The following is a 22,324-nucleotide window of genomic DNA, read 5'->3' on the forward strand; positions in this document are numbered from 1 at the left end:
CATCGCCAGAACACCAGTTGGGGCCGCCCTGCGGCCCCAACCAATAGCAGGCCTACTCCACAGCCTCTGCAACACCCTGGTCTTCCCCCAGGAAGCCACCGCTCTGGTGCTGCCACAACCGCGCATAGGTGCCATTCTTCGCCAGCAGTTCGGTGTGGGTGCCTTGCTCGATGATGTGCCCTTCATCCATCACGATCAGCCGGTCCATGGCGGCGATCGTCGATAAACGGTGGGCAATGGCGATCACGGTCTTGCCTTGCATCATTTCATCCAGGCTCTCCTGAATGGCCACTTCCACTTCGGAGTCCAGCGCGCTGGTGGCTTCGTCCAGCAGCAGGATCGGTGCGTTCTTCAGCATGACCCGGGCAATGGCGATGCGCTGGCGCTGGCCACCTGACAGTTTGATGCCGCGCTCCCCCACCAGTGTGTCGTAACCGCTGTTGCCCTGGCGGTCGCTGAGCTGGCCGATGAATCCATCGGCTTGGGCGTTGGCTGCAGCGGCGCGGATCTGCGCCTCGGTTGCATCGGGGCGGCCATAGGCGATGTTGTCGCGAATCGTTCGGTGCAACAGCGAGGTGTCCTGGGTCACCATGCCGATAGCATTGCGCAGGCTGTCTTGCGTGACCTTGGCCACGTTCTGCCCGTCGATGCGGATTTCCCCCTTGTCCACGTCGTAGAAGCGCAGCAACAGGTTGATCAAGGTGGACTTGCCCGCACCGGAGCGACCCACCAGCCCGACTTTTTCGCCTGGGCGAATGTTAAGGCTGAGGTCGTTGAGCACCTGGCGCTCGCCGTTGTAGTTGAAGCTGACCTTGTCGAAACTCACCGCGCCACCGGTGGTGACCAGCTCGGTAGCATCTGGCGCATCCTGCACCTTGGGGCCGCGGGTGAGGGTGGCCATTCCGTCCTGCACGGTGCCGATGTTTTCGAACAGCGAGGTGATCTCCCACATGATCCAGTGCGACATGCCGTTGATACGCAAGGCCATGGCGGTAATTGCCGCCACCGCCCCGGTGCCGACCTGGCCCTGGTGCCACAGCCACAGTGCATAGCCCCCGGCGCCCATGATCAAACCCACCACCAGCGCCTGGTTGACGATTTCGAACTGGCTGACCAGGCGCATCTGACGAAAGCCGGTCTGTTTGAAGTCTTCCATGGCCGCACGGGCAAAGTGCGCTTCGCGGTTGGAGTGGGAGAACAGCTTCACCGTGGTGATGTTGGTATAGGCGTCGGACACCCGCCCGGTCATCGACGACCTGGCGTTGGCCTGCTCCTGCCCGACTTTGCCCAGGCGCGGTACGAAATACAGCATCGCCAAACCGAACAGCACGACCCAGGCGATGAATGGCAACATGAGTTTCAGGGCGAAACCGCCGGCCAGGGCAATGATCGCGATGAAGTACACGCCAATCCCAGGGAGGATTTCGATGAGTGTGAACAGCACATCGCGCACTGCCAGTGCTGTCTGCATCACCTTGGTGGTGACCCGGCCGGAAAACTCGTCAGAGAAGAACGACAAGCTCTGGCGCAGCATCAAGCGGTGGAAGTCCCAACGCAGCCGCAGCGGCAAGTTGATTGCCAGCACCTGGTGTTGAACCATGGTGCGCAGCGCCACCAGCCCGACGCTAACCAGCAGGACGATGCCGATGCCCCAGAGTACGCGGCTTTCGTCGGGGCCGACGGTGCCGCCGGCCTGCCACGCCGAAAGCAGGTCGACCACCTGGCCGAGGAAGGCGAACAGCCAGGCTTCATAGATCGATACCCCGGCACTGAGCAGTGCCAGCGCCAGGATGTAGCCTCGGGCGCCGCGGGTGCAGGCCCACATGAAGCGCACCAGCCCCATTGGCGGCGGTGGCACCTCGTCGGGCGGGAAGGGGTCGAGCCTGCGCTCAAAGATACCAAGCATGCTTGTCTCCGGAATATCGATTTTTACTTAACCGGTAACCATACAGCACAGCGCGGGATTCGCCTTCAGCAGCCAGCACCGATGCAGGCAAAGTGCATCACATCAAGCGCTGTGCAGGGCCGCCTGCGGGGCGTCTGTTAACAAAACTTTGCAATTGATTACATTTTCGTCTGATTGCAAATTGCCTTGGTGCTGTAGGATTGACGCGCTTTTATCTTTCGTGATGTTTTTGTCGTTTTATTGACGTAGCTCATGAGGCTTCATCAGCGGGCATGTCACATTCTCCTTTCAAGCCCTTTCGATTTACTTAGCAGAGCCAGTGTTTTGGCGTATGCAATGCCGTTGTTGGCGATTTCCGGCCTGAGCGCCGAGAGTAGCCAGCTTCATCAGCAAGGATTGTATTGGTTAGCCTGTGACGCCACCGAAGACGCCACTTTGCTATGCCGCCAGGTGGTCGAAGGCATGCCCGCTCATACCAGGGCAGCCCTGATTGCCGAAACGCAAGCCATGGATGACGTGCTGGGTGCGCTCGACGCCGCATGCGGCCCGGCCGAGCTGGCGCTGTATGAAGCCAACCCGCGTGCCACCCGCTACCTGTTGCATGATCTTCCCCGTCTCGATGCCCCTGGGCGTGTGCTGGTGCTGCTGGCACCGGCCGATGCCTGGGCGGGCACCGAAGTCGAGCACTGGTGCAATGCCCTGCGCCCCGCTTTGGTGGCCGAGGCAGCGCTGCTGCTGGTCATCAGTGGCGGGCAGGGTACCGCCCTGGTCGAGCGCCTGCGTGCAGTCAATCAAAGCGTGGACGGGTTGGCCCAGGTGTACCGTGGCAAAGGTGGGGTGCGCTACCTGCAGCATTTCTGGAGCAACCCGCTCGGCAAGGCTGGTGCGTGTGAACTGCAACTGGAGCGCCGTAATGCGGGTTTTGCCGTTACCGGAGCGCCGCAGGTGCCAGCCGACACCGGTGGCGATGAGCTGCTGTGCCTGGCCCAGCGCCCAGTACTGGAAGGCGCACCCGCGTTCTCCGAGCACTGGCAGGTCTGCGAAAGCCTTGATGAACTGAGCGCCAAGGCCAGCCGTGCGGTCTCTGCCACGGTAATCTTCGCCATCGATGGTGGGCAGCGCCTGGACCACCTGGCGCGCCAGCTGCACCGCCTGCGCCAGCGGCGTGGCAATGCCTTGAAGTTGGTGGTGCGCGAAATGGCACCCACCCTGCGTTACCAGGACGAACAACTGCTGCTGGCCTGCGGCGCCACCCAGATCGTGCCGTTCGGCGCCAGCTTGTCGCGCTTTTTGACCATGGTCGAAAGCATTCAGGGCTATGTCTGGCGCCGGCACCTGCCAAGTGACTTCGATGCCTTGCTGGCCCGCCTGCGGCCGCAGGCCATCTGCGGGCTGGTGGCACCCCGGGCATTCGCCGAAGCCGTGCAAACCATGTGGCAGGGTGTGCGTCACGGTGAAATCGTCCACCAGTTACTGGTGCTGCGCCCGGCGCCTGGGCTGACCCCACTGCAGGCTTGCTCGCGCACGGTGTTCCGCCGTGATGGCGACATTGCGTGCGTGGTTGGCGAGGTGTTGTTCCTGTTCCTGTTCGCCTGCCGCTGCGAAGGTGTCGAACAAGCGCTGGATCACATCTTCCAACTGTCGTGGAAAGAGCTGTTCATTAGCCAGGAGGTGCTTGCCGACCTCGACAGCCTGGCCGCCCCGGCGTTTCTCGACAGCAGCTTGCCGCAGCCACCCCAGGCCGATCCGGTGGCGCAGCGGCCGGCACAGGCGTGGCCGGCACTGGCGCCGCGCAAGGTCGCTCTGGCCAAGCGGGGGCGCGCATGAACTTCGTGCAACTGCTGCAGGTGGTCGGCATTACAGCCCTGGTCACATTGGGCCTGGCCTTGTTGATGGTGCGCCTGTGCGCGGCCCTGCGCACTTGGTTGCGCCGTCGCCTTTCCCCCCGTTACCTGAAACCGCTGGGCGTACGCCACCGCGCTGTACGCCAGGACCCCCAGAATGACTAATACCACCGTCACCCTCCCGGTACTGGCCCGCTGGCCTGGACTGGGAGGGTGGAACCTCTATTTTTTTGCCAAATTTTTGTTGGTCGCCCTTGGCATGCTCGACTTCCAGGCATTGCCAAACCTGCTGTTCGCTGCGTTTCTGCTGATCCCGTTGCCGGGCAAGTGGCTGCGTATTGCCCGGCAACTGCTGGCGGTACCCATCGCAATCGCGCTGTTCTACCAGGACACTTGGCTACCACCCTTCAGCCGCCTGTTGGCGCAGCCGGGGGTGCTGGATTTTTCGTGGGACTACCTGCTTGAACTGCTGGGCCGCTTCGTCAACTGGAACCTGTTGGGCGCGCTGACGCTGTTGCTGGTGGGTTACCTGTACCTGCGCCATTGGCTGCGCCTGAGCACCTTGAGCCTGCTGGGGCTGGCCTGGTTGGCAGCTGGCGGCTTGCCATCGCTGGGGGCGGGCCAGGCGCCCGGCGTGGTGACGAGCACCCCGGCCGAACCGCTGCCCACCACCGCAGCCGCTGACAATGCCACGCTCGACAGCTGGCTTGAGCGCTTCTTCGCCAGCGAGCGCGAGCGGGTAACGGCGTTTCCTGCCGTGAATGCCGATGAACAGCCGTTCGACCTGCTGGTGATCAACATCTGTTCGCTGGCCTGGGATGACCTGTCCGCCGTGGGGCTGCGCGACAACCCGTTGCTGTCGCGCATGGACGTGGTCTTCGACCAGTTCAACTCGGCGACTTCCTACAGCGGCCCAGCCGCCATTCGCGTGCTGCGTGCCAGCTGTGGGCAGTCGTCGCATGCTGGCCTGTACCAGCCTGCCCCGGAGCAGTGCCTGTTGTTCCAGAACCTGGCCCGGCTGGGTTTCCAGAGCAACACTTTGCTCAACCACAGTGGCCGGTTCGACAACTTCATCGGTGACATTACCCAGCAGCGCATGCCACAACCGGGCATGCGCAATACCGACTTCCCAAGGGCACTGGTGGGCTTCGACGGCTCGCCGATCGCCAGCGACCTGGAGGTATTGCGCCGTTGGTGGGGGCAACGCAAAAGCACTGCGAATGAGCATGTGTCGCTGTTTTACAACAGCATCAGCCTGCATGACGGCAACCGTATCGTCACCGCCGACGGCGGTACCCGCGTGGCCGACTACGCCACCCGCGCCAATCGCCTGTTCGGCGAGCTTGGCACCTTCCTCGACGAATTGGAGCGCAGTGGCCGCCGGGTAGTGGTGGCCATTGTTCCAGAGCATGGCGCTGCGTTGCATGGCGACCGCATGCAGCTGTCGGGCATGCGCGAAATCCCCACGCCGTCGATTACCCATGTGCCAGTCGGGCTGAAGTTCATCGGCATGGGCCAACCTGCCCGCAGCGAGCCGCTGCGGGTCACGGCAGCCACCAGTTACCTGGCGTTGTCCGAGCTGATCTCCCGTGTGTACGCGGGCCTGGGCCAGCAGCACGTGCTGGATGTGCCCAGCCTGCTGACCGACCTGCCAACCACCGAACAGGTTGCCGAAACCGCCGGCGCGCAGGTGCTGAATTACCAGGGGCGCGCCTACATGCGCCTGCAAGGCCAGCCTGACTGGCAGCCCATCCCCAAGGAGCGCCCATGATCACTGGCAAGGCAGACCCGTCCGACCGCAGCGACGACATCGCCCAACTGCGCCAGCACCTGGACATGCCCGAGCTGAACTACCAGGACATCTCGATGCTGGTGGGCGTTCAGCAAGCCCTGCAGCGCTGGCCGTTGCTGGGTGAAAGCTGTCGGGCCAGCAGCCAGGACGGGTTGTACGCGGCTGTCAGGCAGCGCGAGGGCGTTTCGTCATGACCAGCCTGGCCCTGCACGGGGTGCGCGGAGGCCTGGGGCGCAGCGCCTTGTTGGCTGCGCTGGGCTATGCGCTGCAGGGTATGGGCGAGCGGGTGCTGCTGATTGACCTGTGCCCAAGCAATTTGCTCGGCCTGCACTTCAACCTGCCGCTGGATACGTCCGAGGGCTGGGCGCTGGCCGAGCGGGAAGGGCGGCCGGCCAGCGATGCTGTGTATGAGGTGCTCGATGGCCTGTGCCTGCTGCCGTTCGGCAACCTGCCTGGCAGTTCGCGGTACCTTGTGCCTGACGCGCTGGCATGGCGTGCTCGCCAGGCCGAGCTGACTGAGCAGTTCGACTGGGTGTTGTTCGACCTGCCGCAACCGTTGGCCGACAGCGCTGGCAACGGCATCGAGACCGATGTGCGGGTACTGGTGGCTGAGGCCGAAATGGCCAGCCACCTGCTGCTCGGGCGCCGACCGGTTGAGCACTACGACATGCTGCTGGTCAATCGCTACGACCCGGCCAGCCGTTTGCAGAGCGACCTGTTGATGGTGTGGCGCGACCTGTTCGGTGAGCGCTTGCCGATCCAGGTGGTCCACCGCGACGAAGCCTTCCTCGAAGCCCTGGCGTGCAAGGCGCCGCTTGGCCATTACGCCCCGCAGAGCCTGGCCTGCCGGGACGTACAAAGCCTGGCGGTACGCTGCCTGACGAGGCGCGGGCCGTGACCTTGACTCCTCTGTCGGCCTATACGTGGTTCACCGCCCGTGGTGCGCGGCTACCGGTTGCCTGGCTGTTTACCTTGGGCGTGTGGCTGGCCTTTCTGTTCCTGCGCCTGGAGTCACCCGCCTGGCAGGCATTGCTGGCCGAACGCCAACGCCTGTACCCGCAGCTTTCAGGCAAGCGCCCGAGCCTGGGTGACCCGCTACGGCTGCTGATCCAGAGCCTGTGGTTGCTGGTGCGCCGTCAACCGGTGGCACGCACAACAGGGCCTGGCCGCCGAGCATGGGGCGCAGCGCGCTTGCGACTGCGGGGTGTTGGCCAGGTTGGGCGCCATTACCGAGGGCTGCTGATCGATGCACTGCATCGGGTGCCCGCGCGCTACCGCGCCAGTGCTTTCAGGCACGAAGCCTCGGCACGCCTGCGCGGCCTTAGCGTGCTCGCCAGGCGGGTGTTCTACAGCGTGTTGACGGTGTGCGCCGCAAGCCTGGCCCTGCTGTGCGTGACTGAACCGTTCGGCTACCTGGCGCAACTGATGTTCATCTGCCTGTTGCTGGGCATTGCCATGCTGGTGCGACACATGCCGGGGCGCTTCCCGACCCTGATGCTGATCGTGCTGTCGACCATTATCTCGTGCCGCTACCTGTGGTGGCGCTACACCTCGACCCTGAACTGGAACGACACCACCGACCTGGTGTTCGGGGTGATTCTGTTGGCGGCCGAAACCTATTCGTGGTTCGTATTGATCCTGGGTTACATCCAGACCAGCTGGCCGTTGCAGCGCAAACCGGCCAACCTGCCGGCCAACCCGCAGCACTGGCCGACTGTCGATTTGTTGATTCCTACCTACAACGAAGACCTGTCGGTGGTGCGCACCACGGTACTGGCCGCGCTGGGCCTGGACTGGCCGCGCGAGTGCCTGCGCATCTACATCCTCGATGACGGCCGCCGTGATGCGTTTCGTGCTTTTGCCGACGAAGCCGGGGTGGGCTACATCGTGCGGCCCGACAGCAAGCACGCCAAGGCCGGCAACCTCAACCATGCGCTGGGTGTGACCGACAGCGAGCTGATCGCCATCTTCGACTGCGACCACGTGCCGGTGCGCTCCTTCCTGCAAATGACCGTGGGCTGGTTCCTCAAAGACCCGAAGTTGGCGCTGGTGCAGACACCGCACCATTTCTTCTCGCCCGACCCGTTCGAGCGCAACCTCGGCTCGTTCCGCCGTCGCCCCAATGAAGGCGAACTGTTCTACGGCTTGATTCAGGATGGCAACGACATGTGGAACGCGGCGTTTTTCTGCGGCTCGTGTGCCGTGCTGCGCCGCACCGCATTGGAAAGCATCGGCGGTTTTGCCGTCGAGACCGTGACCGAAGACGCCCACACCGCCCTGCGCATGCACCGCCAGGGGTGGTCGTCGGCTTACCTGAGCATTCCGCAGGCCGCGGGCCTGGCCACCGAAAGCCTGTCGGCGCACATTGGCCAACGCATTCGCTGGGCCCGTGGCATGGTGCAGATCTTCCGCACCGACAACCCGTTGTTCGGGCGTGGGCTCAGCCTGTTCCAGCGGGTGTGCTATGCCAACGCCATGCTGCACTTCCTGGCCGGCTTGCCACGGCTGATATTCCTGACCGCGCCGCTGGCGTTCCTGTTGCTGCATGCCTACATCATCTACGCACCGGCGTTGATGATTCTGCTGTACGTGCTGCCGCACATGATCCACGCCAGCCTGACCAACTCGCGCATGCAGGGCAAGTACCGGCAAACCTTCTGGGGCGAGGTGTACGAGACCGTGCTGGCCTGGTACATCGCCCGCCCGACCACGGTGGCGCTGTTCGCGCCGAAAAAGGGCAAGTTCAACGTCACCGCCAAAGGCGGCCTGATGGAGCAGGCGCAGTTCGACTGGCGTATCGCCCAGCCTTACCTGTGGTTGGCGGCGCTCAACGTGGTTGGCCTGGGCTTTGCCGTGTGGCGCCTGTTCACCGGCCCCACGGCAGAAATCGGCACGGTGATCGTCAGCTCGCTGTGGGTGATCTACAACCTGCTGATCATTGGCGCCGCCGTTGCCGTGGCCGCCGAAGTGCGCCAGGTGCGCCGTGCCCACCGCGTGCAGATGCGCTTGCCGGCGGGGCTGGTACTGGCCAGCGGTCATGCCTACCCCTGCACCCTGGTCGATTACTCCGATGGCGGTGTCGGCCTGCAGGTGCAGCAAGACCTAGAGCTGAAACCGGGGGAACAGGTACGTCTGCTGCTCAATCGCGGCCAGCGTGAGTTCGCCTTCCAGGCGTGTGTCACCCGTACCGTCGGGCAACACGTGGGCCTGGTGTTCCATGCACTTGACCAGCAACAGCGCATCGATCTGGTCCACTGCACCTTTGCCCGTGCCGATGCCTGGCTTGGCTGGAGCGAGCAGCATGAGGTGGAGCGCCCGCTGCGCAGCCTGATCGATGTACTGAAGCTGGGCGGTGTCGGTTACCTGCGCCTGTTCGAGCACATGCCACCCTGGCTGAGGGCGCGCTTGCGCCCACTGCGTACGCTGGCGCTGTGGTTGGCCAGCTATGGGCCCCGCACACCGCGGGCAATCCCTTCCATGAACCCTGTTGATCGAGACGCATGATGACTGGTTATCCCGCGCGTGCCTGGGGCCTGGCGATGGCGCTGCTCGCCGCCTTGTCGCAGAGCGCCGCTGCTACCTCCCAAGCCCCGCTTGCCGAGCCCGCAATACCTACACCCACGGTACCGAACTGGCCGGTTGCGAAAACCTTCGAGCAGCTTGGGCATGCATCCGACAGCCTGCTGCTGGGTGTACGCAACAGCGAGCATATCGAGTTCGGCTTGCGTCGCGACCGCCTGGCCACCGAGGCCAGCTTGCAACTGGACTACACGCCTTCGCCGGCGCTGCTGCCGAACCTGTCGCACCTGCGTGTTTACCTCAATGACGAATTGATGGGCGTGGTGCTGGTGGAGAAGGACCAGCTGGGGCAACGCGTGCGCCGCCAGCTGCCGCTGGACCCGAAGCTGCTCAGCGACTTCAACCGAGTACGCCTGGAGTTCGTCGGGCACTACACCGATATTTGCGAAGACCCAGCGCACAGCGGCCTGTGGCTGAACCTGAACCGCAAGAGCCAGGTGCAGTTGCACGAGCAAGCCCTGGTGCTGGAAAACGACCTGGCGTATTTCCCGTTGCCATTTTTCGACGCGCGCGATACCGGCAAGGTGGAGTTGCCGGTGGTGTTCAGCGGCGTGCCGAGCCTGGGCGAGCAGCGTGCGGCGGCCATCCTGGCGTCCTATTTCGGCAGCCAGGCCGGTTGGCGCAAGGCCAGCTTTCCGGTGCTGTACAACCAATTGCCTGCCCGTGGCGACAAGCCTGCACCGAGCATCGTGTTTGCCAGCAACGACCGCCGCCCGGCGCTGCTCGCCGACCTGCAGCAGTTCCCGCTGGTCGACGGCCCGGTGCTGCAGATGATCGACCACCCCGACGACCGCTTCAGCAAAGTGCTATTGGTGCTGGGCCGTAACGACGACGACCTGGTCAAGGCGGCCTCGGCGCTGGCGGTTGGCAACAACCTGTTCCGTGGCGCGCGGGTGAAGGTGGAGCAGATGACTGCCTTGCAACCGCGCCAGCCCTACGATGCGCCGAACTGGACGCGCACCGATCGGCCGGTACGTTTTGCCGAGCTGCTGGATTACCCTGAGCAACTGCAAGTCAGCGGCCTGCAACCGCGACCGGTGACACTGGAGCTCAACCTGCCACCCGACTTGTTCGTGTGGCGTAACCAGGGCATTGCGCTACGCACCCTGTACCGCTACACGGCGCCGGCGGTGACCGATGAATCGCGCCTGAGCATCAGCGTCAACGACCAGTACATCACCAGCATGCCGCTGGTGGGCAATGACCGGCGCGGCGGTACGCTCGAGCAAATGCGCCTGGCCGTGCTGTCCGCTGACAACACGGCAGTGACCGAGAAGTCGCTGGTACCGGCGCTGAAGATTGGCGACCGCAACCGCATCCGCTTCGATTTCAGCTTTGCCAGTACCCTGGGCAGTGCTCAGCGTGACCGCTGCCAGACCTCGCTGCCGGTAGACGTGCGCGCAGCGATCGACGACAACTCGACCATCGACCTGTCCGGTTATCACCATTACATCGCCATGCCCGACCTGCGTGCCTTCGCCCGCAGCGGCTTCCCGTTCAGCCGCATGGCCGACCTTTCCGAGACCCTGGTCATCATGCCGGCCAAACCCACGGCGATGCAGGTTGGTACGTTGCTCGACACGGTTGGCGGGCTAGCCGGGCAGATCGGTTATCCGGCGCTTGGCCTGCAACTGATCGATGACTGGAAACACGCCGCAACGGCAGACGCCGACTTGTTGCTGATCGGCAACCTGCCCGAGGCTTTGAGCGATGCGCCCAACCTTGGCCTGCTGCTCAGCGCTCAGCGTGACTGGCTACTGCAGGGGCGCAGCGCAAGGTTACCTGGCGGCCAGCGCTTCGATACCGAGCCGGTGGCTGCGAGCAGCCGCGTGGCAGTCAGTGCGCAGGCGCCGATTGCCGCCATCACCGGCCTGAAATCGCCATTTCACCAGCAGCGCAGCGTGGTCGCCTTGTTGGCCAACAGCGACGGCGATTACGCGTTGCTGCGCGATGTGCTTGGCGATGTGGGCAAGCTCGATGCGGTGGCAGGCTCGGTAACGCTGGTGCGCAGCAGTGGCCTGAGCAGCCAGTTTGTGGGCGAGCACTATTTTGTCGGTGCGCTGCCGTGGTGGCTGCTGCTGTGGTTCCACTTGTCCGAGCACCCGGTGTTGTTGGCGGCGATCGCGGCGGTGTGCGTGGTGCTGTTCGCTTTCTTGCTGTGGCGAGCATTGCGCTGGGCCGGCAAGCGCCGCTTGGGTGAGGCGGGGTGATGATGCGCCAGATGCTGGTAGGGTTGGTCGCCCTGGGCCTGCCCGTTTTCGCCAATGCCGAGGCGGCGTGCTCATGGCCTGCCTGGGAACGTTTCAAGGCCGAGCTGGTGAGTGCGGACGGCCGGGTGATCGACCCGAGTGACGCGCGCTTGATCACCACGTCGGAAGGGCAGAGTTATGGGTTGTTCTTCGCCTTGGTGGGCAATGACCGCGACGCCTTCGCCCAGTTGCTGCGCTGGACCGGCAACAACCTCGCCGAAGGTGACCTGGCCAGGCACCTGCCGGCCTGGCTGTGGGGGCGTAACGAGCAGCAGCAATGGCAGGTGCTGGACGCCAACAACGCCAGCGATGCCGACCTGTGGATCGCCTACAGCCTGCTGGAAGCAGGGCGCTTGTGGCAGCAGCCCGCATACACGCAACTGGGCCAGCGCCTGCTGTGGCGTATCGCGGCGCAGACCGTGCGCAAGCTCCCAGGCCTTGGGGTGATGCTGCTGCCAGGTGACTACGGCTTCGAGGACGCCCAGGGTACCCGCCTGAACCCCAGCTACCTGCCGCTGCAGCTGTTCGACCGCTTCAGCGAGGTGGACCCCTTGTGGGGAGAGCTGGCGGCCAATACGCGGCGTTTGTGGTTGGCTTCGTCGCCAAAGGGCTTCGCCCCGGACTGGTTGCTGTGGACACCGGCCGGCAAGCCAGCGGCAGACCCGCAGCATGGCAGTGCCGGTGATTACGACGCCATTCGTGTGTACCTGTGGGTCGGCATGTTGGCCAAGGATGCGGTGCAACGCAACGAATTGGTCGCCCATTACGCGCCGATGGCGGCATTGACCCAGCGCCAGGGGCTCCCCCCCGAGCGCGCGGACGCACGCAGCGGCGAAGCCAGCGGCCAGGGGCCGGCCGGCTTTTCTGCGGCATTGCTGCCATTGCTGGCAGCCTCGCCGGCGCACGTGGCCGGCTTGGCGGCCCAGCGTCAGCGTTTGCGCGATCAGCCGGTCGAGGCCAAGGCGTATTACAGCCAGGTGCTGGTGCTGTTCGGCCAAGGCTGGGATGAGGCCCGTTATCGTTTTGACCCGCACGGCCGCTTGTTGCCGGCCTGGAGCGCGCCATGCAACGAATGATCGGCGTGCTGATGCTGGCGACAGTCACCTGCCAGGCAGCGGCGCAACCCAAGGATGCCGATGAGCAGCGCCAATGGCTGCTGGACCAGGTACGTCGCGGCGAAGCGCTGCACCGTGACGACCTGGTCCGTGATGCACTGGGCCGGCTGCAGTTGCTGGAACCGCGCAATCCGGATGTATTGCTGGCAGCCTTGAGCCTGGCACTGCGCGAAAAGAACAGCAGCGCTGCCGAGCAATTGGGCGCCCGGATCAGTGCCGTGGCACCTGGTAGCCTGCAAGCACGCCAAGCCAGTCGTCTGCTTGAGCTGCAACACCCTGAGTCTGCGCGGCGCTTGCAGCAGGCGCGCCTGTTGGCGGTGACCGGCCGCTATGAAGAGGCACTGGCGGTGTACGAGCAGCTGTTTGCTGGCGAGCCACCCAGCCTGGAGTTGGCCCTGGACTACTGGCGCGTGCGCGGCAATCTGCCGGGCCAGCGCCCTGGGGCGATTCGCCAGTTGCAGCGGTTGGATCAGCAGTACCCAGGCAGTGCCGGGCTGCGCCAGACCCTGGCCGGTTGGCTGTTCGCCGAAAAGCGCGATCGCGAGGCTTTGGCCTTGCTCGATCAGCTGTCACGCGACCCTGGTGCACGGGATGCTGCGGCCCAGCGCGAGTTCGATTACTTGGCGGGGCAAGCGGTGAGTGCCAGCAGCGCGGTGGCCTGGCAAGCCTTTGTCCAGCGCTACCCCGCTTCGCCACTGTTGGCGCAGGCCAGCGAGAATCTGCAACAGCAGCGCAAACTGTTGGCCGACCCGGCCTGGCAGGCTGGTCAACGGGGCAAGGCGCTGCTCGACAAGGGACGTCATGCCGAAGCCGAAGCACAGCTGCGCCGGGCGCTGCGCCAGTACCCAGACGATGCCAGCCTACATGGGGCGTTGGGTTATGCGCTGATGTCGCAAAAGCGATACGACCAAGCCAATGCATCTTTTCGGGCTGCGACTGACAAGGAACAGGACAGCTACAAGATCAGCAAATGGAGCGATATGGTGTCGGCAAGCCGATACTGGGCGGTAATCCACAGCGGGGACCGTGCGCTTGCTGCAAACGACCTGCCAACAGCGCGCTCACGCTATCAGCAGGCACGCCAGCAGCGTCCAAACGATGAGTTCGCCTTGTTGGGCCTGGCCGATGTGTTAATGGCCGAGGGCAATACAGTTGCTGCCGAACGGCAGTTTCTGCAGGTCCGGCGTATGGCGCCGGATAACGGCATTGCCGTGCGTGGCTTGATGCGCGTTTACCAGGCGCAATCGCCAGACAAGGCGCAGGCCTTCCTGGACAGCCTGCCAGCACGTCAGCAAACGCAGTTCGCCAGCCTGCGCCGCAGCCTGGCGCTGGCGCGCTTACGCCAGCAAGGGGATGAAGCCTTGCAGCGCGAAGACTGGTCGACGGCCAGCCAGGTGCTGAACCAGGCCGCGTCTTTGGCCCCTGATGAGCCTTGGCTGGTCTACCAGTTGGCCAATAGCCTGCGTCATCAGGGGCGCACCGCCGAGGCCGACGCAGCCTTCGCCAGGGTGGTGCAGCACCAGCCACATGACCCGGCAACCCGCTATGCCCACGGTCTGTTCCTGGAGTCCAGCGACCGTGATGCCTTGGCCCTGGACAGCCTGGGAGCGATACCGCAGCCGGCCTGGACCCCGGACATGCACGCGCTTGAGCAGCGTATCCAGCGGCGCATGACCCTGGCCTCGGCGCAGCAGTTGCAGGCGCAAGGCCGCAACGCCGATGCGACAGCCTTGCTTGAAGCCAGCCTGGCGCGTGGCGAAGCCAGCCCGGATGACCTGATGCTGTTGGCCGACTGGGCCGCCGCGCTTGGTGAGCCTGGTAAAGCGCGGGGCTATTACCAGCGTGTACTTGCCGTGCAACCTGGCCGAGCCGATGCGCGCCTTGGGGTGATGGAAAGCGCAGTGGCCGAGGGTAATCTGGCGCAGGCTCGGCACATGCTGGGCGTGCAGGTGCCACAATTGGCTGCCGATGACAGTAATGCCCAGCGACGCCTGGCGGCGGTCTGGGTTGCCTTGGGCGAACACCAGCAGGCGGCCAGGCAGCTCGACCGGGTCGCAGCGCAGCAGACGCGCCCCGATCCGTTGTTACGGCGCGACGCCGCCCGCCTGGTAGCGCAGGAGGACCCGCAACGGGCGCTGGACCTCTATGCGGCAGCCATGGCTGATGCACAGATGTTGGACCGCGCTGCGCTAGCACCACGGGATGACCGTGCATTGACGCTAGCCAGCCGCGAGCAGGAGGGTGACGACTGGCTGGCGCGCAGCCTGCGCAGTGACGTGGATGCCCTGTATCGCCAGCGCAATACCCACGTGACGCTGATGCACGATTACGGCTGGCGCGAGGACGACGGTACGCCTGGCACTTCCGAACTGAGTAAGCATTCGACCTTGTTGCATGTCGATACCCCTTGGCAGGACGGCACTGCCTTTGCGCGGATAGAGCGCATCGGCATGGATGCAGGCGCGTTCGAGCAGAACGATGAGGGGCGCTACACCCCCGACTTCGGCAGCTGCCAGTTCGTTGGCCAGACCGCCGACGGCAAAACGCTGCCGGCGTGTACGGGCGGTTCGCAGACAGCGAACGGCAGCGTGCTGGCGTTGGGTTGGCAGGGCAGCCGCTGGGCGTTCGACCTGGGCACCACCCAAGGCTATGCCATCAACAATTGGCTGGGCGGCGCAACGGTCAACGGTGACCTGGGCCAGGTTGGCTGGTCGCTGACCGCCTCGCGCCGGCCGATGAGCAATTCCCTGCTGTCGTTCGCCGGGGCACGCGACCGCCCGACGGGCGTGCGCTGGGGCGGGGTCACCGCCAACGGTGCCACGCTGGGCCTGAGCTGGGGCGGGGTCACCGCCAACGGTGCCACGCTGGGCCTGAGCTGGGACCAAGGCGGCGACAACGGGGTGTGGGCCAGCCTGGGGCACCATTGGCTGTACGGCGAGAACGTGGCTGACAACCAGCGTACTCGGGCCATGGCGGGCTATTACCACCGCGTAGTGGAAAAGGCCGACGAGCGTGTGCGTGTTGGCCTGACGCTGATGCACTGGCGCCACGACAAGGACCTGAGCGGCTACAGCCTGGGGCAGGGTGGTTACTACAGCCCGCAGCGCTACAGCTCGGTGGGCGTGCCGGTCAGTTATGCCTGGCGCAACTACGATTGGTCGGTGCTGCTGGAAGGTTCCGTCAGCTGGTCCCAGGCCCACAGTGACAGCAGTCGCTTGTATCCGCACGCGCACGTCAATCGCAAGGTGCTGGCGCAGCATGGCGTTGACTCCAACATCGATGCCATGACTGAAGCCAGCGACAGCAGCGGCTTGGGCTACCGCGTGCGTGGCCTGTTCGAACGGCGCCTAAGTGATCAGTGGGTGCTGGGCGGCGGCTTCGACTGGCAGCACAGCGATGACTACGCGCCTAGCCATGGCATGCTCTACCTGCGCTACCTGTTCGAGCCATGGCGCGGCAACCTGGCATTGCCGGTAACGCCGCTGGAACCCTACAGCGAGTGGCGTTGACTGCATCGACATGGCCAGGGTTGACAGCAGCCCCGACGCACCACCATTATCCAGCCATATCTACGCAACGGGCTTGCCAGCATGTCCATATCCAACCACGCCATTTCCGCTTCGGGCTTCATCGCCCAGGCAGTCGCGTGCGTTGCCGTTGCCGTTGCCAAGAAATCCAAGAAACAGCCGCTCATCTGACCGAGGCGCGCTGTCTCGTCAGGTGGGCTGACGAGACAGAAGGCGCCAGGTATCCCTGCCAGACCACTTCGACTCTTCATCCTCTGACGCTGACTTTCGGTCAACATCAGGAGTTTTTGCATGTCGAATTTCCGTGGTATCTGGATCGCCCTCGTCACGCCAATGCGCGACAACGAAATCGATTTCCCTGGCCTGGAGCGGTTGGTGAAGAAGCTGCTCGAAGACGGCGTGGCCGGTTTTGTGGTGTGCGGTACCACGGGGGAGGCGGCGGCGTTGTCCAAGGCCGAGCAACTGGCCGTGCTGGATGCCGTGTTGGCCTGGGTTGAGCCGGGTAGGGTGGTGATGGGCCTGTCGGGTTACAACCTGCGCGAGTTGCTGGGCTTGCAGGCTGAAATCCAACAGCGCGACATTGGCGGGCTGCTGGTCCCCGCACCTTGCTACATTCGCCCATCGCAGGCCGGCATCGAAGCCTTCTTCGCCACCGTGGCCGATGCCGCCCGCGTGCCAGTGATCGTGTACGACATTCCTTATCGCACCGGCGTGCGCATCGAGCGTGAAACCCTGCGCCGCATCGTGCGCCACCCGCGTATTGCGGCCGTGAAGGACTGCAGTGGTGACAGCGAGACCACCATGGCCCTGATCGAGGACGGCCACGCCCAGGTGCTGGCCGGTGAAGACCTGCAGATTTTCAACAACCTGTGCCTGGGCGGTGCCGGGGCCATTTCAGCCTCCGCGCATGTGCGCGCCGACCTGTATGTGCGCATGTTGCAGCAGGTCGACCGCGGCAATTGGGCGGCTGCGCGTGGCACGTTCTACCAGTTGCTGCCGTGGATCAAGGTGGCCTTTGCCGAGCCGAACCCGGCCGTGGTGAAGGCGGCGCTGCAGATGCAGGGGCTGACGACCGACGAACTGCGTGAGCCAATGCAATCATGCAGCCAAGCCATACGCGACAAGCTCGCAGGTGTCCTGGGCCTGTCCGCTGCCTTGTAGGAGCAGCCTTGTGCTGCGAAGAGGCCCACGCAGCCCACGGAAAAGCCAGGTATCAACCTGGTTTTTTCGCTGCTAATGAGGCTGTTCGACCGCCCTCGATAGTTGAGAGCTTGTATGTCGAGCTTGCAATCGTGTTGGTAGTCACCGAGATTTTACTTGAAGGATGGGATGTCAAGCGCCATGCATGATGGAAATCAAGGAAGTGTAATGACTGACGATCTTATGAATCCAGTGGGTACAGATGGCGAGGAAATAAGTGAAAAACACTTCTCCCGTCTATGTCTAGCGCAGTACGAAGCCGAAACCATCGCGTACTTCAGTAATCAATTGGCACCCCCGGAGCTGGACTGGGTATCGCTTAGGGAATCCGTTGAGCGAGGTGTTCTCAGCCTGGGCTTTGACGCGACCCATGCGCTTTCAATAAGGCAGTATTTGTTGGCGAAGCTGAAAAAAAGCGAGGGTGATTTAGAGGCGCTTGAATTTTTTCGTGAAAAAGTCGAGTGGTTTGTAAACGATAATTGGTCGGATTTTGAAAAGGCGCTAGCAGATAAAGCGTTATCTTGTTTTCGTAAAACTAATAGTGAATTCTTTGGGTTTGCATCGCTACTCGACGAATGGCCATTACTTGTGAGCAGCCCAGCGCTCCTCGATCAAGCGGTCGCCTGCTATGTCGATGATTATTCCAGTGGAGTGTGGCAGCTGAAGGGTTTAGCCATGCTCTGCGGCAACCCGGTTTACCTCCGCCCACTTTTGATCAGGGCATTGACGCTCACTGATCGCAACCCGTCATCCGCTGACAATGTTCAAGCGTTTTCGAATCTTGCGTATAAGTGGACTCCGAAATGTCCGTGGGTTCAACTTCTGCTTCTTCTGTGGGGTGACAGAGAACATGTCAGCGTGGCATTGCCGGCGGACGTGACCTTGGCCTGGGAGAAACTCTCATTTGTCCGGTTCGATCCACACGGCCCGAGGCCGAAGCTCAGGCTGAATAGCCTATGCGCAGAATCAGAGGCCGCTTGGCGTCGTCAGCTCAGAGACGCTGTTGGAAACAATCGCTCGTTAAGAATGGCGGTGACCGAACTGCTTTTATGGTTCGGTCATGTTGACCATGATCGCGCTATTATTTTTGCAGTACTTGAGGTTTGGGGCAATCAAGTGGGTGAGGCCTTGTCTGAGATGGCGAGCCACCCTGACTCACTGGTAAGGCTACGCGCCGAAGCCGTGCGCGGCTTGATCGAACAAGCCCCCGACGCCGCTCAGCTTCTGCAGCAGGCCCAATCTATTCGACTGAACCTGTCGACATCTTCCAACTGTGGCGCTCCCCCGAGGACTTGGTTGGCGGACGCAACGATCGAGCGTCTGATCGAGGCTGAGTTCGAAGCAGGTGCGGCCAACTACAGTCACTGGGTTCCAAAGACTGGGGGCAGTGGAGAAGAAACCCATGTGGCGATGCTTTTCGAAAAGCTCGCAGCAATATTCAAAAACATAAACGATCAAGTCTCATTGCTTGCCAGTCAACGCAAACAGAATGAACACCTCGAGTTTGAGCTGAGCTATCGGATCGTCGGGAAATTCGAAGAGGGTAATCCTCATTTAGCTGCGAAGAAATTTTCAACAGATATATGCCTTGTTTTTGAGGCGCATGACGTGGGGAATCAGCCATTCACGAGCCGCGCTTCGCTCATTCAAGCAAAGCGCCTCCATGGCGGGCATGTGGTTGGCAAGTCTGGTTCTTATCCCATTGACTTTTCACAGCTCCAGAATCTTATTTTACAAACGCCATCAAGCTATTTACTGCTTTTGGGTCCGTGTGCAGTGGCACCCATGCCCGTGATTCCGGTGCGATTGTATCTGGATCTCATTGCCCGAGGGGCATCCCCTACAGGTATCAGCCCTGATTTCGCGTCTAATATTGGTAAAAGCCTGGCCAGCTGGTTGCTTTATGATGTGATTGGGTTGTGGGCCGGGGACCCGAATCCAAAACTTTTAGATAAAGCTAAGGGCTGTGCGGGAAGTGAGCCTTACATTCTTGCGAAGCTAACCGCGAGAAATGTAAAAGTTATTATTTAGGTAATACCCAAGGAGGGAATCACTCAGCCCAGCAGGTTATGTGAGGTTGCTGAGGAATGGTGAGCATGGCGGGGGTTTGCGATGCCTGCACTGTTTTGCAGGGTGCCAGAGCTTTGCGATCTGGCAAGGGCTTTGCCCCTCGTTTCGCGGCACCCTGCACCATCCTTCAGCCTCCAGTTATTGGTTACAACTGTGCGTGCACCTCACTCATCGTGCGCCACCCGCGTATTGCGGCCGTGAAGGACTGCAGTGGTGACAGCGAGACCACCATGGCCCTGATCGAGGACGGCCACGCCCAGGTGCTGGCCGGTGAAGACCTGCAGATCTTCAACAACCTGTGCCTGGGCGGTGCCGGGGCCATTTCAGCCTCCGCGCATGTGCGCGCCGACCTGTATGTGCGCATGTTGCAGCAGGTCGACCGCGGCGATTGGGCGGCTGCGCGTGGCACGTTCTACCAGTTGCTGCCGTGGATCAAGGTGGCCTTTGCCGAGCCAAACCCGGCCGTGGTGAAGGCGGCGCTGCGGTTGCAAAACCTGATTGCAGACGAGTTGCGCCAGCCGATGCAGGCGTGTACGCAAGCCACTCGGGACACGCTGCAACGCGTGCTGGGTTCACTCGGCGCCTGAATCGGCAACCGCGGAGTCTCTACCTGCGCCCTTGCTTACGCTAGCCCGCGGCAAGGGCGCCGACAGGGGGTAAGCGTTAGCTCTGTTTCCATTTGCTCCTCAGGTTTTTTATGGAGGTGCGCAAATTGGCGTTTTGGCCATCGGGCGTCAGTAAACAAACGGAGCCATGGGGTAAACCGAACACCTTCTCGATAGTGGTTTGAATGGTTTTGACCGAGGCATCGCTTCGAGCCACCTTGAAACGCGTGCCGATAGGCTTTTTATCCAGCGCAAGCGCGTTGTCTTCTTCAACGCTTATTTCGAGCTGCCACCGGAAGGGTTTGCTGCACAACGTTCTGCTGGGCTTGCTGACGCGTTCGATTTTTACCTGGTAACCGTCAAATTCAAGGTCGTAGACGATATGGTCTTCAATCCTTTTCACATTGACTGAGTTCCAGGTGGTCCAGTCGGCCGACCTGGTGAGAACCTCAATGTGACAAGTTAATGGCTTCTTGTGGTCGTGGTGCAACATCAGCGAGTCTGCCAAATCCAGCCTGCTGCGAGCAGAGTCGGCGATGACTTCATTTTTTGCATTAAAGCAAGTGATCTTTGAGTGGGCGGGCCATTGAAGCATTTTTCAATTCCATGTGGTGTCTATCGGTTACTTAAAGCTCAGCCATCAGTGCGGCGACGATTTTATCGTGCCGAACCTGGATTGCATCTCGGTCCCACAGGCCGCCGGCGCTGACGAACGTAGCGATTTCCCGCTGCTGGAAGGTGTGCTTATAGGTCGCCAGCTTTTCGCTGAATGGGATGTTCCCCACTGCACAGTTGTGGGGTTTGGACAGCAGCAAGTAATTGCCGAGGCAGTTCAGATATTCGCCCTTGAACGTTTCGTCGTAGGTACCGTAACCATGTGGGCGAGCGGCGGGCTCGGTGCTGGGCGCGATATGCTCCAGCTCTGGACGCTCGGTGTCGTTGCTGCGCCGTGGCGCGTAACCGCGCTGGCCTTGTCCTTCCAGGTGGACTTCATACTTCCAGAGCAAATGCCTGGCGATGGAATGCCGGATATTCCATTCTAAAGCCTCTGCCAGCCTTTCATTGTTCCAAAAAGCCCACCAGCCGCTGGTTACGGTCTTGAGGTACTCGATGCGCGCGAGGATAGGGGCTATCGTCGGCGCGTCGCTGGTAAACGCCTCGTAAACATCATTGATGCGGGAGGTGATATCCGCGCGGGTACCAATCAGGCGATGGCGGATGATCAGGCTTTCAAAGGCAACGCAAAGCTCGTTCTTGTCTGGCAGGGGGAGACCAAAGCGATAGGCCTTGAGAATAAATGGCAATACAACCGCGATCCCGCCCAAGCTCACCAGTGAGTGGATTGCAAAACTGCTTCGCTCGTCATCGCCGAAGAACTCTGACAAATGCTCGAAACTGATGGCCAGCGAGCAGGTGAAGTCTCGCACAAACTCAAGAGGCGCCTCAGCTGCGAGCATTTTCTCAATCCGCTCCAGCGCGCCACTCTCCCACAGGGTATTGAAATGGACGCGCAAGGTGTACTGCAGCACGTCGTCTTCGTTGATGCGGTATTCAATGGCTGAGATCGACTTGTAGATGGTCTCGAAGCGCTGCTGGACCTCTTCGATCAGGCTGTCTTTCGCTTGCTGATCTTCGCCATGAAGGTGGATGGCATACATGAACTGCGCCTTCACCACCTCAAGGTTGGACGGGCGCTTGCCGCGGTTGTTCTGGAAGATGAACATCTGAATGGCTTCTGCCTCGTCCCGCACCGGGTGCGTACTGCACGAAGCCTGGGACACTATCCGCAGCATGTCCGTCAGGTACGCTTCAGGCTGAGCCCCCAGCTTCTTTTTGAAGAAGTCGAACCCATTGATGAGTCGCTGGGCAGATGTGGTGAGCGAAGCAGGAGCGACAGTTCTGGATTGGTTGATTACATAATCGACAAAGATCTGGTTGTCGTATTCGACCGTCTTCAAGCGGATCTGACTGTCCCGTCTGATCATGTCCTTGTAGCAGTCCTGCTCATCTTCGGTCAGGGCGCGTTTGGCTTGCAAGCACGCGAACAGTGCCGCCAAAAACAGCGTGATCGTGGTCAGGCGCTGCTGGCCGTCGATGACCCGATACTCTCCCTGCGTCTGTTCGAACAGGAAATGGCCGAAGTAATAAGGGCTGCGGGAGTGGCTGTTGCGGTAGGCTTCCAGGTCGGAAAGAAACACCTGTGTCTGGCTGGCGCGGGTCGAACCTTCAACTGGCGTATCCCAGGCATAGGCGCGTTGATAGGCAGGCACCACGATGCGGTTGTTGGCCAGCATGCTGCGAATGGTTGACGAGGCGTCCACGGGGTATGTCCTTATGGGTGGTGGCGTTTTGCCTCATCATCGCTTGAATCAAGTTTTTTTGCATGCCTGGGCACTACATTTCGCGCGTCTCAGGCAGCACCTCGTACGCCTGCCTT

General features: G+C 62.1%; 14 protein-coding genes and 1 pseudogene. 12 read left to right on the forward strand and 3 right to left on the reverse strand.

The window, feature by feature from the left end:
- Window positions 1-52: 52 nt before the first annotated feature.
- A complete protein-coding gene (locus Q9451_RS14445; RefSeq protein WP_012272824.1) occupies window positions 53-1,906 on the reverse strand; it encodes an ABC transporter ATP-binding protein in 1,854 nt (617 codons plus the stop codon).
- 336 nt (window positions 1,907-2,242) lie between these two features.
- Between Q9451_RS14445 and bcsE the strand changes: the two genes are divergently transcribed.
- From bcsE to Q9451_RS14505, 12 genes and pseudogenes are all read left to right on the forward strand, one after another.
- Window positions 2,243-3,733 (forward strand): cellulose biosynthesis protein BcsE, encoded by a 1,491-nt coding sequence (bcsE, locus tag Q9451_RS14450; RefSeq protein ID WP_012272823.1) that lies wholly within the window; start codon window positions 2,243-2,245, stop codon window positions 3,731-3,733.
- Window positions 3,730-3,915 carry a cellulose biosynthesis protein BcsF gene (gene bcsF, locus Q9451_RS14455; protein ID WP_012272822.1) on the forward strand — a complete coding sequence of 62 codons (186 nt, stop codon included), beginning with the start codon at window positions 3,730-3,732 and terminating at the stop codon, window positions 3,913-3,915. Before bcsE ends, bcsF begins: the two co-directional genes overlap by 4 nt.
- On the forward strand, window positions 3,908-5,521 hold the full coding sequence (gene bcsG / locus Q9451_RS14460; protein ID WP_012272821.1) for a cellulose biosynthesis protein BcsG: 1,614 nt from the start codon (window positions 3,908-3,910) through the stop codon (window positions 5,519-5,521). Before bcsF ends, bcsG begins: the two co-directional genes overlap by 8 nt.
- A complete protein-coding gene (bcsR, locus tag Q9451_RS14465) occupies window positions 5,518-5,736 on the forward strand; it encodes a cellulose biosynthesis protein BcsR (protein WP_012272820.1) in 219 nt (72 codons plus the stop codon). Before bcsG ends, bcsR begins: the two co-directional genes overlap by 4 nt.
- Window positions 5,733-6,440: a cellulose biosynthesis protein BcsQ gene (bcsQ, locus tag Q9451_RS14470; protein ID WP_012272819.1), complete on the forward strand. Its 708-nt coding sequence runs from the start codon at window positions 5,733-5,735 to the stop codon at window positions 6,438-6,440. Before bcsR ends, bcsQ begins: the two co-directional genes overlap by 4 nt.
- Window positions 6,437-9,046 carry a UDP-forming cellulose synthase catalytic subunit gene (bcsA, locus tag Q9451_RS14475; RefSeq protein ID WP_012272818.1) on the forward strand — a complete coding sequence of 870 codons (2,610 nt, stop codon included), beginning with the start codon at window positions 6,437-6,439 and terminating at the stop codon, window positions 9,044-9,046. Before bcsQ ends, bcsA begins: the two co-directional genes overlap by 4 nt.
- On the forward strand, window positions 9,043-11,331 hold the full coding sequence (gene bcsB / locus Q9451_RS14480; protein WP_080516256.1) for a cellulose biosynthesis cyclic di-GMP-binding regulatory protein BcsB: 2,289 nt from the start codon (window positions 9,043-9,045) through the stop codon (window positions 11,329-11,331). The genes bcsA and bcsB overlap by 4 nt, the downstream gene beginning before the upstream one ends.
- Window positions 11,331-12,446 carry a cellulose synthase complex periplasmic endoglucanase BcsZ gene (bcsZ, locus tag Q9451_RS14485; RefSeq protein WP_012272816.1) on the forward strand — a complete coding sequence of 372 codons (1,116 nt, stop codon included), beginning with the start codon at window positions 11,331-11,333 and terminating at the stop codon, window positions 12,444-12,446. The genes bcsB and bcsZ overlap by 1 nt, the downstream gene beginning before the upstream one ends.
- Window positions 12,434-15,994, forward strand: a complete 3,561-nt coding sequence (gene bcsC, locus Q9451_RS14490) for a cellulose synthase complex outer membrane protein BcsC (RefSeq protein ID WP_012272815.1) — start codon at window positions 12,434-12,436, stop codon at window positions 15,992-15,994. Before bcsZ ends, bcsC begins: the two co-directional genes overlap by 13 nt.
- Window positions 15,995-16,303: 309 nt before the next feature.
- The gene (dapA, locus tag Q9451_RS14495) at window positions 16,304-17,173 is read left to right on the forward strand and encodes a 4-hydroxy-tetrahydrodipicolinate synthase (protein ID WP_012272814.1); all 870 of its coding nucleotides are present in this window, start codon (window positions 16,304-16,306) and stop codon (window positions 17,171-17,173) included.
- A gap of 207 nt (window positions 17,174-17,380) precedes the next feature.
- Window positions 17,381-19,243: a hypothetical protein gene (locus tag Q9451_RS14500; protein WP_041166525.1), complete on the forward strand. Its 1,863-nt coding sequence runs from the start codon at window positions 17,381-17,383 to the stop codon at window positions 19,241-19,243.
- A gap of 209 nt (window positions 19,244-19,452) precedes the next feature.
- Window positions 19,453-19,869 (forward strand): annotated as a pseudogene (locus tag Q9451_RS14505) (dihydrodipicolinate synthase family protein); the annotation flags it as partial.
- Window positions 19,870-19,945: 76 nt separating this feature from the next.
- On the opposite strand, the gene Q9451_RS14510 reads toward Q9451_RS14505, so the two are convergent.
- Window positions 19,946-20,482 carry a hypothetical protein gene (locus Q9451_RS14510; RefSeq protein WP_012272811.1) on the reverse strand — a complete coding sequence of 179 codons (537 nt, stop codon included), beginning with the start codon at window positions 20,480-20,482 and terminating at the stop codon, window positions 19,946-19,948.
- A 31-nt stretch (window positions 20,483-20,513) separates the two neighbouring features.
- Window positions 20,514-22,208 (reverse strand): DUF262 domain-containing protein, encoded by a 1,695-nt coding sequence (locus tag Q9451_RS14515; RefSeq protein WP_012272810.1) that lies wholly within the window; start codon window positions 22,206-22,208, stop codon window positions 20,514-20,516.
- Window positions 22,209-22,324 lie beyond the last annotated feature (116 nt).

It is taken from the genome of Pseudomonas sp. NY8896 (assembly GCF_039634505.1).

What these genes read in the sequence shown, in the direction of transcription:
- Q9451_RS14510 (WP_012272811.1), bottom strand. Translation starts at nt 20,482, where the DNA reads ATGCTTCAATGGCCCGCCCACTCAAAGATCACTTGCTTTAATGCAAAA.
- bcsG (WP_012272821.1), top strand. Translation starts at nt 3,908, where the DNA reads ATGACTAATACCACCGTCACCCTCCCGGTACTGGCCCGCTGGCCTGGA.
- bcsR (WP_012272820.1), top strand. Translation starts at nt 5,518, where the DNA reads ATGATCACTGGCAAGGCAGACCCGTCCGACCGCAGCGACGACATCGCC.
- bcsE (WP_012272823.1), top strand. Translation starts at nt 2,243, where the DNA reads ATGCCGTTGTTGGCGATTTCCGGCCTGAGCGCCGAGAGTAGCCAGCTT.
- bcsB (WP_080516256.1), top strand. Translation starts at nt 9,043, where the DNA reads ATGATGACTGGTTATCCCGCGCGTGCCTGGGGCCTGGCGATGGCGCTG.
- bcsC (WP_012272815.1), top strand. Translation starts at nt 12,434, where the DNA reads ATGCAACGAATGATCGGCGTGCTGATGCTGGCGACAGTCACCTGCCAG.
- bcsZ (WP_012272816.1), top strand. Translation starts at nt 11,331, where the DNA reads ATGATGCGCCAGATGCTGGTAGGGTTGGTCGCCCTGGGCCTGCCCGTT.
- bcsQ (WP_012272819.1), top strand. Translation starts at nt 5,733, where the DNA reads ATGACCAGCCTGGCCCTGCACGGGGTGCGCGGAGGCCTGGGGCGCAGC.
- dapA (WP_012272814.1), top strand. Translation starts at nt 16,304, where the DNA reads ATGTCGAATTTCCGTGGTATCTGGATCGCCCTCGTCACGCCAATGCGC.
- Q9451_RS14445 (WP_012272824.1), bottom strand. Translation starts at nt 1,906, where the DNA reads ATGCTTGGTATCTTTGAGCGCAGGCTCGACCCCTTCCCGCCCGACGAG.
- Q9451_RS14500 (WP_041166525.1), top strand. Translation starts at nt 17,381, where the DNA reads ATGACTGACGATCTTATGAATCCAGTGGGTACAGATGGCGAGGAAATA.
- bcsF (WP_012272822.1), top strand. Translation starts at nt 3,730, where the DNA reads ATGAACTTCGTGCAACTGCTGCAGGTGGTCGGCATTACAGCCCTGGTC.